At 56.1% G+C, this 13,662-nt stretch carries 11 protein-coding genes; 6 read left to right on the top strand and 5 right to left on the bottom strand.

Annotation, left to right across the window (positions count from 1 at the left end; genetic code table 11):
• Positions 1–57 precede the first annotated feature (57 nt).
• Positions 58–1,542 (top strand): glutamate synthase subunit beta, encoded by a 1,485-nt coding sequence (locus CA54_RS07030; protein ID WP_146370100.1) that lies wholly within the window; start codon positions 58–60, stop codon positions 1,540–1,542.
• On the opposite strand, the gene CA54_RS07025 is transcribed toward CA54_RS07030, so the two are convergent.
• Positions 1,516–2,061 (bottom strand): NAD(P)H-dependent oxidoreductase, encoded by a 546-nt coding sequence (locus CA54_RS07025; protein ID WP_146370099.1) that lies wholly within the window; start codon positions 2,059–2,061, stop codon positions 1,516–1,518. The genes CA54_RS07030 and CA54_RS07025 overlap by 27 nt on opposite strands.
• A 489-nt stretch (positions 2,062–2,550) precedes the next feature.
• Here CA54_RS07025 and ilvD point away from each other — a divergent pair, with 489 nt between their 5' ends.
• Entirely contained in the window at positions 2,551–4,245 is a 1,695-nt protein-coding gene (ilvD, locus tag CA54_RS07020; protein ID WP_146370098.1) for a dihydroxy-acid dehydratase, read from the top strand.
• A gap of 13 nt (positions 4,246–4,258) precedes the next feature.
• Here the strand turns inward: ilvD and CA54_RS07015 are convergent, their stop codons facing one another.
• The gene (locus CA54_RS07015) at positions 4,259–5,233 is read right to left on the bottom strand and encodes a YheT family hydrolase (RefSeq protein ID WP_146370097.1); all 975 of its coding nucleotides are present in this window, start codon (positions 5,231–5,233) and stop codon (positions 4,259–4,261) included.
• A gap of 58 nt (positions 5,234–5,291) precedes the next feature.
• Positions 5,292–7,088: a SpoIIE family protein phosphatase gene (locus tag CA54_RS07010; RefSeq protein WP_146370096.1), complete on the bottom strand. Its 1,797-nt coding sequence runs from the start codon at positions 7,086–7,088 to the stop codon at positions 5,292–5,294.
• A gap of 232 nt (positions 7,089–7,320) precedes the next feature.
• Here CA54_RS07010 and CA54_RS07005 point away from each other — a divergent pair, with 232 nt between their 5' ends.
• From CA54_RS07005 to CA54_RS06990, 4 genes are all read left to right on the top strand, one after another.
• Complete coding sequence (locus tag CA54_RS07005) at positions 7,321–8,397, top strand: hypothetical protein (protein ID WP_146370095.1); 1,077 nt, start codon at positions 7,321–7,323, stop codon at positions 8,395–8,397.
• An 84-nt stretch (positions 8,398–8,481) separates the two neighbouring features.
• The gene (locus CA54_RS07000) at positions 8,482–9,552 is read left to right on the top strand and encodes an RHS repeat-associated core domain-containing protein (RefSeq protein WP_146370094.1); all 1,071 of its coding nucleotides are present in this window, start codon (positions 8,482–8,484) and stop codon (positions 9,550–9,552) included.
• On the top strand, positions 9,455–10,480 hold the full coding sequence (locus CA54_RS06995) for a leucine-rich repeat domain-containing protein (RefSeq protein ID WP_146370093.1): 1,026 nt from the start codon (positions 9,455–9,457) through the stop codon (positions 10,478–10,480). Before CA54_RS07000 ends, CA54_RS06995 begins: the two co-directional genes overlap by 98 nt.
• 369 nt (positions 10,481–10,849) lie before the next feature.
• Positions 10,850–11,617 carry a carbonic anhydrase family protein gene (locus tag CA54_RS06990; protein WP_146370092.1) on the top strand — a complete coding sequence of 256 codons (768 nt, stop codon included), beginning with the start codon at positions 10,850–10,852 and terminating at the stop codon, positions 11,615–11,617.
• Between the two features lie 114 nt (positions 11,618–11,731).
• Here the strand turns inward: CA54_RS06990 and CA54_RS06985 are convergent, their stop codons facing one another.
• Both CA54_RS06985 and CA54_RS06980 read right to left on the bottom strand, forming a co-directional pair.
• On the bottom strand, positions 11,732–12,250 hold the full coding sequence (locus CA54_RS06985; RefSeq protein ID WP_146370091.1) for a hypothetical protein: 519 nt from the start codon (positions 12,248–12,250) through the stop codon (positions 11,732–11,734).
• Positions 12,251–12,505: 255 nt separating this feature from the next.
• The gene (locus CA54_RS06980; protein ID WP_146370090.1) at positions 12,506–13,558 is read right to left on the bottom strand and encodes a prenyltransferase/squalene oxidase repeat-containing protein; all 1,053 of its coding nucleotides are present in this window, start codon (positions 13,556–13,558) and stop codon (positions 12,506–12,508) included.
• Positions 13,559–13,662 lie beyond the last annotated feature (104 nt).

The following is a 13,662-nucleotide window of genomic DNA, read 5'->3' as shown; positions in this document are numbered from 1 at the left end:
TGACACGGGAACGCCGCACACGCGCACCCGGTATTTCATGCAGAGTAAGGTAACGTTATGGGTAAGCCGACCGGTTTTATGGAGTATGAACGGCAAGTCGCCACGGATCGCGCGCCGGAATTACGGATTTTGGATTGGAATGAGTTCCACGAGCACATGCCTGTCGATGCCCTGCAGGAGCAAGGGGCGCGTTGTATGGATTGCGGTGTGCCGTTTTGCCATACCGGCGAAATGATCGGCGGCATGGCGGCAGGATGTCCGATCCACAATCTGATCCCCGAGTGGAATGATTTGGTTTATCGCGGCCATTGGCACGAAGCGTTGGATCGTTTGCACAAAACGAACAACTTCCCTGAGTTCACCGGCCGGGTCTGCCCCGCGCCGTGCGAAGGTTCGTGCGTGTTGGGCATCATCGAACCGGCGGTGACCATCAAGTCTATCGAGTGCGCGATTGTCGATCGTGGATTTGAGGAAGGCTGGATTGTCCCGCAGCCGCCACAGGAGCGGACCGGTAAAACGGTTGCTGTCGTTGGGTCAGGCCCCGCCGGGTTGTCCGCAGCGGCGCAGCTCAACAAAGCGGGCCATACGGTGACGGTCTATGAGCGGGACGACCGCATCGGCGGCCTGTTGATGTATGGCATTCCCAACATGAAACTCGACAAGGAAATCGTCCAGCGACGTGTCGATTTGCTCAAAGCCGAAGGGGTGCAGTTCGTTGTCAATTGTGCGATCGGCAAAGATCTGCCGGCCGACAAACTCAAGAATGATTTCGATGCAGTTGTTCTGTGTACCGGAGCGACCCGTCCACGGGATTTGCCAATCCCCGGCCGCGAGCTCGAAGGAATTCATCTCGCCATGGATTTTCTGCGGCCTAATACGCGGAGCCTGCTGGACTCAAAACACGAGGATGGCAAGTACATCTCGGCCAAGGACAAGAATGTGATTGTGATCGGCGGTGGTGATACGGGCACGGACTGTATCGGGACGTCGCTACGACACGGTTGCAAGACCTTAACCAATTTTGAAATCGTCCCCGAGCCGCCGGCCGAACGTGCAGCGAATAATCCCTGGCCGCAATGGCCGAAGATTTTCCGCGTCGATTACGGCCACGAAGAAGCTGCGGATCGCTATGGTGCCGACCCCCGCGTTTTTGAAATCGAAACCGTGGAGTTCATTGGTGACGAGAACGGGCATGTCAAAGCCTTGAAAACGACCGAAGTCGACTGGTCCAAGCCGGTGCCCAATGGCCCTCCATTTAGCCGGGTGGAAGGTTCAGAACGGATCTTCGAGGCGGACCTGGTGTTGTTGGCTTTGGGCTTCTTGGGGCCGGAATCACCGGTTGCCGAGCAACTGGGCGTGACCTGCGACGGTCGTTCAAACTATCAAGCCGAGCACGGGACCTTCACCACGAATGTGGACGGGGTTTTCGCTGCCGGCGATTGTCGTCGCGGTCAAAGCCTCGTGGTCTGGGCGATCAACGAAGGCCGCGCTGTGGCCCGCGAATGTGATCGCTACTTAATGGGATCGTCGAATCTGCCTTGAGTCACGAATAGCCGCCGCAGCCGCCCATTGGGAGGCTGTGCGGGTGAGATCGTCGATGCGTCTGAGCGCGCGTTTTCCGGTTAAGACGTCGCCATCGAATGATTCGGGGGTGGCGACCACGAAGTACGGCACGATCAGGCAGTGGAATTCCAACATCAGACTATTGGCCAGCCCGGTCAGCGCCATGTAATTCCGCCGACCGGCCGCTGTTCCCAGAATTCCGACCACTTTGTGCCGCCAGGCTTTTGTGGTCAACTCAATCAGATGTTTGGTGGTGGACCCCACGTCGAAGTGATAAATCGGCGTAGCCAACAATACGCTGTCCGCTGCGGCAATTTTGGCTGACAGCTCTTGGATTTCAGGGTCGTCCGCGTCATCCCGTTCCAAGGCGGATGCGTAATCTTGAAGATCAACCAGATCGGCCGGTTCGTTCCATTCGCACAAAACGTCAAACGTCTGCCGTGCTAAGATGCGTGTCCGGCTGTGCGGTTTCAGGTTGCAGCTAATGACCAAATGCATCGGGTTTCTCGTAAAGGCAGTAGATGATTGTCATGTGGAAGGACGTTCAGACCGACCGTTAGGACGCAAGGTTGGGGGTGTTCACACGCCGTTATTTTCCATCGCAATAGTTTTCCACGAAGAATTCAAGCGACAATCCACCAAATCTCGGATGGGACGCTTGAGTTCAAAAGGAAATCTGCCATGCTGGGAAGCTTGGAACCCTCTCCTGCAGATGTTCGGGAGTGGTGGGCCAGCAAGAGAGGCGTCTGGTTCGGCGAGCATTTCGTTAGCGGCGCGAACCTTTATCTCGTGTTGGTCTCATGAAATCGAGGGGCCTGCGGCTGGGCGCGCGGTAGCAAATTTGTCATCACATAGAGCTGGTTCTACCGGCTATTGCCTCTAGCAGAATACGACGTTGAATTCGTCCGGCACAGCCGGACCTACGACTTTCGGTCAAAAATCACAGACAATTGCGTAATTGCAGACATTGAATTTCAGGAATTTGACATGACAGACACGACAACCTCCGCCAATTTAAACAAATACAGCTCGCGCATCACGCAACCCAAGTCGCAAGGCGCCTCGCAAGCGATGCTGTATGGCACGGGCATGACCGAAGACGACATGAATAAGCCGCAGGTTGGAATTTCCAGCATGTGGTATGAGGGCAACACCTGCAATATGCACCTGTTGGACCTCGCCGCTAAGGTCAAGGAGGGGGTCACAGCTGCCGGCTTGGTGGGAATGCGGTTCAATACGATCGGCGTCAGCGACGGCATCTCGATGGGAACCTCGGGGATGAGTTACTCGCTGCAGTCGCGGGACTTGATTGCCGATTCCATCGAAACGGTCACCGAAGCCCAATGGTACGATGCCAACATTTCGCTGCCCGGTTGCGACAAAAACATGCCCGGTTGCTTGATGGCGATGGGCCGCCTGAACCGGCCGTCGTTGATGGTGTACGGCGGTACGATCAAGCCGGGAAAAGCCGGCGGTTGCAAATTAGATATTGTCTCGGCGTTTCAAAGTTACGGCGAATATCTGGGCGGCTCGATTGACGAGGAACAGCGTCGCGAAATTGTACGCAACTCCTGTCCCGGTGCCGGCGCCTGCGGCGGCATGTATACGGCAAATACGATGGCGTCGGCCATTGAAGCGATGGGGATGTCCTTGCCGTACAGCTCGTCGACTCCGGCCGTTGACCCGAAAAAACTTGAGGAATGCTTCGAAGCCGGCGAGGCGATTCGGCTGTGTTTGGAGCGGGATATCAAACCCCGCGATATCATGACCCGCGAAGCCTTTGAAAACGCGATGGTCGTGATTATGACGTTGGGGGGCTCAACGAATGCGGTGCTGCACTTAATTGCCATCGCCCGATCGGTCGATGTGCCTTTGACCATCGACGATTTCCAAGCCGTCAGCGATCGCGTCCCCTATCTGGCCGATTTGAAACCCAGCGGGAAGTATGTCGAAGAGGACCTGCACGATATTGGCGGGACGCCGGCGGTGATGAAGTATCTGTTGGCCGAAGGATTGATCCAGGGCGATTTGCTAACCGTCACCGGGAAAACGATTGCCGAAAACCTGGAGGACTTGCCCGGATTCAATGACGGACAAGATTTGTACCGCCCGTTGAGCAATCCGATTCAAGCGACGGGTCACTTGCAGATCCTCAAAGGGAATTTGGCCCCCGAAGGTGCGGTCGCCAAGATCACCGGCAAAGAGGGGCAACGTTTCCAAGGACCGGCCAAGGTGTACGATTCCGAAGAAGACATGCTGACGGCGCTGGAGCAAAAGGGTATCGAAAAAGGAGACGTCGTCGTCATCCGTTACGAAGGCCCGCAAGGGGGACCCGGCATGCCGGAGATGCTCACACCGACATCGGCAATCGTCGGAGCCGGTCTGGGACAGCACGTGGCCTTGATGACTGACGGCCGTTTTTCAGGTGGGTCGCACGGATTTATTGTGGGGCACGTCACCCCCGAGGCGCAAGTGGGCGGACCGATCGGTCTGATTCAAACCGGCGACGTGATTACGATCGATGCTGAGAAAAACGAAATCAGCGTCGACGTCAGTGATGACGAAATGGCTTCGCGGAAAGCAGCTTGGGTCGCCCCGCCGTTCAAAGCAAAACGGGGGACGTTGTACAAGTACATCAAAAACGTCAAGTCCGCATCCGAGGGCTGCGTGACGGACGAGTGATGCGGTCACTCGGTCAGTGCATGACCCAATCCACAACCCGCCAGTCGAGCCAACGGCGGTCGGGGTCGTTGCCGTTTTTCGACATATAACCCATGTGGCCACCCGAACGGGCAATGTGCAATTGCACGGAGGGGGGGAGCTGCACGTTTTCGAATTGATCGGCGGGGACGAGTGGGTCGTCGCCGGAGGTGAGCACCAAGGTTTTGAGGCCGATGTTGGGGATGAATTGCGAGGCGCTGCAACGGGCGTAATAGTTGGTCACGTTGCCGTAGCCCGATAGCGGGGCAGTGTACCAGTCGTCGAATTCCATCAACCGTCGCGGTTTGCGGGGAAATTCAAAATGTTTCCCCTCAAGCCGCAGGTTGCGTTGCATGACTTGTGCAATCAGCAAACCCATAAAGTGCCGGTCGTACAGTCGGCCGAGCGGCAGGTCGAGCGCTTTAACGCTGTGGAGCAAATCAATCGGAGGATTGACGGCCATACCGCGATCAAGTTCGGGCGGCAAAATCGCAGGGTCTTCTCCCAGCAATTTGAGCACAATATTTGCGCTGAGTGAAAAGCCGACGATCGCTACGGGGGAATTGGGGCAGAGGCGGATCACTTCTTTGAGCGCAGCCAGTGCGTCGTCAGACCGACCGGCATTGTAGGGTTGTACGGCCAGTCCAGCGCCGGCGCCGCAGTCGCGATGGTCCATGCGAAAGACCCGCGCGCCGGCGGAATTGAGTTTTCCGGCGATGCGAATCATGTACGGGCTTTCGTAGCAGCCAGCCAGCCCGTGCAGCATCAACACCGCCCGGTTGCCATTGTTCCAAGTTTCCGGTTGGTCATCGTGCAGAATCAGCGCGTCTCCATCGGGCAAATCGAGCCGGTGTTGTGTCGCGCTATAGACAAATTTGCTGCCCGGCAAGAAGGTACCTGCCAAGGTTTGAGCATGTCCACCTTTGAGCACGGGGTGGGGTATGAATTCTGGGATAATGAGTGTCGGCATCGTTCGTCGAAAGTGAATGTTTCGAGAATGTCAGAAAGAGAATGATGAGCAAAGGGTCTTAGACTTGCAGTCGGCGGAGCCCAAGCAGACAGATGTCGTCACGCTGGGCGCGTCCTCCACAAAATTCCTCAACGTCGGCGATGAGTCGTTCCCCCAGTTCACCAATGCCTGTCGGCGCGTCGGCAATGCATTTTATCAATCGTTGCATGCCATACAAATCATTGGCGGCGTTGGTGGCTTCGGTGACGCCGTCGGTGTAGAGCACGATCGCATCGCCGGGGTCCAAGTCGAAGACGGCCTCTTCAAATTCCAGGCTCCCATCGACTCCCAGTGGCAAGTTGGCGTGATCGACGCCCATGCGTTCGACCGTTTGATCGGCCTTTTTGAGCAGCGGCGGCAAATGGCCTGCGTTCGCAATCGTGAGTTGATGCGCCTGGGGATCGAGTATTGCCGCAGCGTAGGTCACGAAGCGGTGTCCATGTCCGCCGCGGACCACATCGTCGTTGAGTTTGGTGAGCGCCCCGCCGGCGGTTTGTTCCATCAATAAATGGTAGCGGGCATCGGCATATAACCGCGCCATCATCAATGCAGCGGGGACTCCCTTACCGGCAACGTCGCCGAGTGTGATTGCGATTTTTCCGTTTCGCAAAGTCACATAGTCAAAGAAGTCGCCGCCCACGCTTTGCGCAGCTTCGTAGTAATGAAAAAATTCGTAGCCATCAATGTGTGGCCGTTCGGTGGGCAGAAATCCCAGCTGAATCTGGGTGGCGAAGTTCAGTTCCCGTTCGAGGTCGCGGAGTGTTTCGGCCCGATGATAGAGCACAGCTTTTTCGACGACGACTGCGGCTTGGCAGGCGACGGCGATGAGCAGCTCCAAGTCGTCAGCAATGAATCCCGGGGCTGAGGTTTTGGAATCGATTTGGAGGACGCCTAACCGTGTTCCGTCCTGACCGACGAGTGGCGCGCACATCAGCGAGCGAATGCGAAATTTGGAGATGCTTTCGCTACTGTCGAACCGTTGATCGGTCCCCGCGTCGGCGCTGAGAAACGCCTGTCCCGTGTCGACCGCTTTTTGGATGATCGTTTGGCTGATCTCAACAATGTCGTCTTCGTGGTGGTGTCGTGTTTTGGAGGCTTTGACGACTAATTTGTCGGCCTCGTTGTCGTTCAGCAAGACGACACCGCGATCCGCTTGAGGGAAAATCTGAAACAGGCTGTCGAGGATCCGCGGCAGCACCTCGTCCACTTCGAGTGCTCCCCCCAGATCGCGGCTAATGGCCAACACGGCTGCCAGCTTGGCCTCGGGTTGTACTTTGAGGCTGATGTGCGTAACCGACGAAGCATCCATCGACGAAATCACGGCGGCATTGGAATCGTCCATCGGCACCGGCGGCAAAGATGCCGTCGTCTGTCCCACCCCCGGCTTGACGTGAGCGGTGTCTGGGCTGATGGGATGGGTGTCGCCGGGAACAGTGATCGTCCCTGGATCAACGGTCGGCGGCATTACCGCATGGAATCGCAGCACCACGTTGCAGATTTTGACCAGATCCGTATCCTGCAGTTGCGTGCGGCCCTCGATCCGTTCGCCGTTGACGATCGTGCCGTTGCGGCTTTGCAGGTCTTCGACAAAATAGGTACCGTGGTTCTCCAGGAACTGCGCATGGCGACGGCTAACCGCGGCATTGTCCAGGACAATTTCGCAGTTGGGATGGCGCCCGAGCACCATCTTTTCATGATTGAGCACGACAATGCGTCCGGGGACATCCCCCTCAAGCATTTTGAGTACCCCCACCGCAATCGCCTCCCCACCCCAGATACCATGCTGGTGATCCCAGTGATTCCGTCGCAGATCCAACAAGCCCGTCCGCGACCAGCATCAATTCTAGCCCTTGGTCCGTGGTAGGGTCAATGCGCGTAAAATGGCGGGGCAATAAAGTACGTGCGGGCATTCTGGAGATTTTCACTGGAATTGCGAATTTTGCTTAAATTTTATTGAATTTGGACAAGAACCGCTGCATAATTGGCTCCGCAGGCAATGGAACAAACTAGATCCCATCTCGCTCTACCTCAAGGATCTACCTGCGCTCATGCTGATTGCGTCCACAGCTACTCGGCCGTGCACTTTGGCCGAAATGCTCGCGATTTCGCCCGCGGAATTGGGCGGCATTGATATTGCTCGTGCGAATTTGCTGTGCTCAGCGGAGTTGCCCGGCACTACTCCAGTTGATGTGGAAGCCCTCACGCAACTGCTGGATCGCGTCGCGCTTCAAGTCGCCGTGCATACCGAAGAAGGTTGGCCGTTCTTCGAGGAGCATGCCGACGAATTGGAGCACTCACAGCCGTTGTGGCGGATGCTCTGCTTGGCGAGGTTTCTGCAACATTCGCTCAGGATTAAATATTGCGTTGAGGAACGCGATCTTCGCACGGTGGCCGATTGGACGAAAACCTGCCGGCATTTTCTGTTTGGTTTGCTCGGTCCGGAGCGGCATGGAACCTGTTCGTCGTTGCCCGTGTTGTTGGTGGCTGTCGGGCGGCGGTTGGGTTATCCGCTGCGGTTGGTGCACTCGCCCGGCCACGTTTTTTGCCGCTGGGATGCGCACGACCACAGAATTCCACCGTGGCGCGAGTGCCGCAATATCGAATTCAACGGCGATTTCGATAGTCACGACGACGAGCATTATTACGATAGTCCGCTACGTTGGTTGCCCGTATGGCATGCCCAAGAGCGGCAGCGGGCTGTGCCGTTATTTTTGCGGTCGCTGACGCCGGCGGAGGAAGTGGCGTCGTTTCTCGTCCAGCGTGCCCAAGTCTTTGAGGCACACCGCATGTTTGAACCGGCGTGGGCTGCCTATGCGGCGGCGTGCCGTCTGGCTCCGCACAATGATATTTATGCCTTTTTTGCCAAGGAGTGCAACAGGCAGCATCTCGACGCGGTGCTTAAGGAATGGGGGCTAACGGGGCAACAGTTTTGCCGCACAATCGAATTGCGGCTGCGGGGACGGCGGGTGCGATTTCCGTGGGAACCGCGCCGCAATCGTCGGGCGGAACGTTTTCAAACGGCGGCTGGCACCCCGTACGCCGATGCAAAGTCGGCAGCAATTTTGAAACTGGCCGAACAGGCAATACGCATGCGGGTTTTGGGAAGCCGTTCCCGATCACCTTGAGGCCACCACAACCGGAGAGCAACGGGACTGCCACAATCGAATCGGATTTGGAAAACACTCAACCTATCAGCAGGAGCGCCGCAGATGTACGACCCCAGCACCGGCCGTTTCAACCGCCTGGACCCGTTCGCGGGGAACGTTCACGATCCGCAGAGTTTGCATAAATATGCGTATGTGCATGGGGACCCGGTGACGAATATTGACCCGACGGGCCAAGTCTCTGTACCAGCCGTGCATTCATTGTTAACGCGGCTGACTATTGGTGCTGATCCATTAGTAAAGGGGGTTGGGCACCATTGGATTCCGCAAAGCGTATATAATGCGTTGTTTGAGATAAAGCTGATATCCGACGAAGCTTTAGCTGTCTTCGAAAAGGGGACACGAGCAACACTCAATTACTCTCACGGATACGATACATGGAACGGCGTCACGCACGCTCGCTATAATGAAGCTATTGATGCTGTGCTACGGAAGTTTGTGGACGTATCATCCGGATCTCCCATAGACGGGGATGATGCCAAAAAACTCTTGATTTGGATTCGTACTGGAATGGAGTTTGACAATAAATCGGGACTGAGTGCTACGACAATGGGGCTGATTCGCAACGATGACACAATAATCGATCTGATTCGCGATGCACAAAAATGGCGTAAAGGTTTCATGCGGAGTGTTACAATCGCCCACACCGCTAAAAGGATTGCAAAAGAAAGGGGGATTAATATTACTAAGGAGCAACTCAAGTTGATTGCAAAGCGCCGGGTCAACCAAGACACGTCGGTCAAATTGGCAGGCAATGCCAGGAAGCTAAGTAACGCGATCGATGATCTCGCCAGAACCAATCCGCGTCGCTGGGCGGGATTGCTCGGCAGTGCTGCCCGTAACATCTTACCCGCAATCGGAGCGTGGTATGCCCTGAGCAACTTTCGACGTGGTAATGCTGGTCAGGGTTTTGCGCCTGGTGGCGGATTTTTGGCAGGAATCAACGAAGTGGGCCGCGGTCAGTTCATGGGAGAGTTACTTATTGAGCCGGGGCTCAAGTTTGCCGGGCAGGGTGTACATGACTGGCTATTTGATCCCGAAACACCTCCGGAAGAACGCCTACAAAGGCGCAACCCTTGGCTCGAAGACGTTCTGCGTGATGCAATGGGCAATTGATTCAAGGAGAGTCGACATGACAAGAGATGATGCCAATCAGGCAGACTTAATAGCAAGCTTGGCCAAGGACTTGATCGAAGTGGTGCCGGATCCGGAATACGGCGGCATGCTGGTTCGCAGTGGCGGTCCGGGGATAAATGTCAGATGCCCCGAAATCGGACGGCTCGAGGGTGTGACTTCGATTGAACTCATGGGGACTGACATCGATGACGAGGGGTTCCCCTACCTCTGCCATCATCACGGGCTTCGCAAACTGCGTTACAATGCGAGCCATGTCACCGCAAAAGGTTTGGCCCATGCAAAGGCATGGCAGCAATTGACAGAAGTGAAAATTCAATGTTTACCTGTCAAAGGTTTGTTGGATGCCTTTGCGGCGCTACCACAATTGGAAATTTTATCGGCGATAGGCTGTGAATTGAACGAACACGATCTCGAGTGTTTGGCCAACTGCAGGCGGCTGCGAAAGTTATACCTCTCGAATAACCCCATCCGCTGTGGATTTCGCTACGCCGCGAATTGCCCACAACTGGAATTCCTAGAGGCTGCGGACACCGAATTGGACATGGAAGGCATGCAGGAAATTGCGCAACTTAACTCACTGCGCAATCTGAGCTTCAGTCATACCCCCATCGACCATGATATATGCATGGAGATCGGTTCGTTGACTCGTCTGACTCGGCTCAGTCTTGGTCATACGGGTGTCCCCGCTTCGGCAGCGACCGTTTTGAACCAGCTTCCGGACCTGACCGAGCTGTGGTGGCCCAGCACGGGGATCACGATGGAGAACATCCAAGATTTCGCGAGTTTAAAGAACCTCAAAGAACTCGAAGTCCCCGGCAGGCCGGCGCCGGCTCCGGAAATCGTCAAGGCCCTACGCGCCGCGCTGCCGCATTGTGACGTCAACATCTGGTGGCCAGATGCCTCCTGATGTCGTAATCGGGATAGCGTAAACCCGCTCAACGCTGAAAAACGGCAAATACTAATACACCACCGCAAAAACGGCTTTGCTCGACGGTACCATCCTGCGTCGAGTCCTTCTGTACGGGTTTACAGTCAAGCTGAGTTGGTGCGCGAATTGCTTTCGATCGTTGTAACCAGGGCGTTTTCAGCCAACTACATCTGGGTCATCGCTGCATGCAGCGATTGGGTTTGCACCGGCTGGTCAGATCGAGGCGAGCACACATCGACTACGCCGGTGATTTCTCATACGCACCTGGACAGGAATCGTGCGGAACGCTAGCCTTTGCGTCCTACTTGTCGCTGTTTCATGGACGAATCAATAACGAGGTCTCTAGAGATGATCAGAATTCTCCCCGGCACGATTTTGGGTTGCTGTGTGTTGTCCTTCATGGTGTGCGGTTGTGGGCCGGGCGAAACGCCGGTTGCTCAAACGGATGGTGATTCGACGGAAGTCGCCAGCGACGTCCAGCCGCGGGTTGAGCGGGTGCTGACACAAGCAGAACAGGACCAGCTGACTCCCGATCAGGTGCTGGAGACGCTGCGGGATGGCAATCAGCGGTTCACATCGGGGACGCTGACATCCCGAGACCATTCCAAACAAGTCCGTGATGCGGCGCTGGGGCAGTTTCCTAAAGCTGTGATTTTGTCGTGCGTCGACTCGCGGATTCCGGTGGAAGATGTGTTTGATCGTGGAATCGGCGATATTTTTGTAGCGCGGGTCGCCGGCAATTTTGAAAACACCGACATCCTCGGCAGCATGGAGTTTGCCTGTAAGGTTTCCGGCGCGAAACTCGTATTTGTCTTAGGGCACGAATCGTGCGGCGCGGTGCGGGGGGCGATCGACGGAGTGGAACTGGGCAATATCACAGAGATGCTGGCCAACATCCGCCCGGCGGTCGATCACTTCACCGATTACGAGGGGGACAAAACCAGCAGCAACAAGGAGTTTGTCCAAATGGTCGCCAAGCAGAACGTTCGCGAAACGGTCGAAAATATCCGAACATACAGTCCCATTCTGAAACAAATGGAAGCAGATGGTGAGATCAAGATTGTAGGTGGGATCTACGCTATGGAGACTGGTGAAGTTGAAATTCTGCAGGACTGAGTTGTAGGTCAGGCCGCCGCCTGACGAAACTGAAGTTGGACGTCCAACGAGTACCGCGTCAGGCGGGAGCCTGACCTACGAAAACTGGCGAGACCGCCAAACAGGAACGTCCTTCTAGTGACGGTTCCGTTCCTCGTCGCTGTTGTTTGCATTGTCATCAATAGCGATGATTTCAACGCAGTTGCTTCGCAGGAAATCGATCGCGATCTGTTCCTGCTCGCTGTTCACGAATGAAATGCGAGCGGTTTCCATGAGCTTTCCAAAAACGACATAAAGTTGTTTTGTTCGGATGGCGACCATTCGATTCGGTATAAGCCGCATGGTATGTTCCTCGTCAAACGCCTCGCTGCCGATCGTCAGTTCGTTGTCCCGAAAGGTTAGGCGTACCGTATAGGGTGCCTTAATGGCGAGTTCTTCGGCTTGGCGGCTAATCTGTCGTGACACTCTTGTTCGGACAATAGCAGGGGGTAAGCTGTCAAGCCAGTTGATCAACCGCGAGTTGGACATCACAAAAGCGATCAGGCTGAGTATCAACATCAGGGCAACAGACCTTGCGTCACCCATTGGGGGGAGTGCATACAATATGGCAAACATCAAAAAGCAGACCCCCGTCACCTTGCCCAGCGTCTGCATCCACGCGGTCCCCATCATCTTTCGCCGCATGCGCGCAATTCGATACTTGCTCAGAGCAACATGAGCCTCGATTCGATCGTCTCGCCAACGAGCAAGAAACGCATCGTCAAAGGTGAGTTCATAGTGAGAATCGACGGTCATGCTTATTTCCCATTCGGGATCTATTCACCGAAGCCTGCCAGGTGAAACCATGGACGAAATCGCATCAACACTGGCAAAGCCAGTGGCACCCGCTGGCGATTATGCGTCTCCGCCTCACCGCTGGTAAATCGGCAGATACTGATACTCCACCGCCAGTGACAGCACCGCCATGGTTGTTGTGTAGACGCGGCCGATGCGTTTTTCGCTGCCGTTGCCGGCGGTCCAACTGCCGTCTGCGGATTGTTTCTCCAACAGCACATCGCGGATTTGGTCCTGCATTGCTGTCCAGTATTTGCCGCCCATTTGGAACATGCCTACGCCGCAATAGTAGACGCCGTAAAAGTAATACGTCTCGTCGTAATCGAGTGGGTTTTCCAGCAGATAATCGGCGCCGCGGAGGGCCTCTTGGCTGTGATGTTCGCCGCAGATTTCCAGGGCCAATATTCCCGTGCCGGTGCGGACTGAGGTGACGCTGCCGCCCGGTTGATAGGCGAAGCCCCCGTCGGCGGCGCTGCTGCAACGTTTGATGTAGGCGACGGCGCGGTCGATGTTTTCAGCGGGGACGTCACAGCCCAGATTCTTCGCCGCGCGCAACGCCAACAGTTGCCAGCCGCTCACGCTGAGGTCGCTGTCGCTGCTGCGGACTTGATACCGCCAGCCGCCATTGTTCCGCTCCGACTTGGGAACGTTTTGCGCGTTGAGGATCACGCGGATTGCTTTTTCCAGCGCCGTGCGGACCGGTTTGGCCCGCTCTTTGGAAACCATGCCGGCCACTTCGGCCAGCATCAACGTGCTCACGCCGTGGCTGTACATCGGGCCGTGACTGGTGCGAAAGGCGATCAGTCCGGCGTCGTATTGCCCGGTGCGTTGGTGGTCGATGACCCACTGGATTCCGCGGTCAATGTTGTCGGCATAGGGGCCTTCACCGGGAACGTGCCCGGCAGCGAGAAACGCCATCACACCCAGCGACGTGGTCGCCGTCGATTCTCCATAGGCGTCCGATTCCCAACAGCCGTTGGGCTTTTGCGTTTTCGCAAGATACTCCAGCGCGCGGTTGATGGCAGCGTCGACGCGGCGTTGTTCGGGCGTGGGGGGGGCGGCGGAGGCGGTAGCCGGCGCCCAGAATATAGGGAAAATTGCCAAACAGAAGACCGAACGACGAAGCATCGCGACGCCTCATTCACAACGTGTTGAAATCCAATGGCCATGGGAGACCCTGTTGCCGCCCACTAAAGGGCGCCACTGCGCGCTGCTTCCTGCAGGCGCAAAAA

Origin of the sequence: Symmachiella macrocystis, assembly GCF_007860075.1 — a bacterium.
Lineage (GTDB): Bacteria > Planctomycetota > Planctomycetia > Planctomycetales > Planctomycetaceae > Symmachiella > Symmachiella macrocystis.
This window is presented reverse-complemented; position numbering and strand designations above follow the sequence as displayed.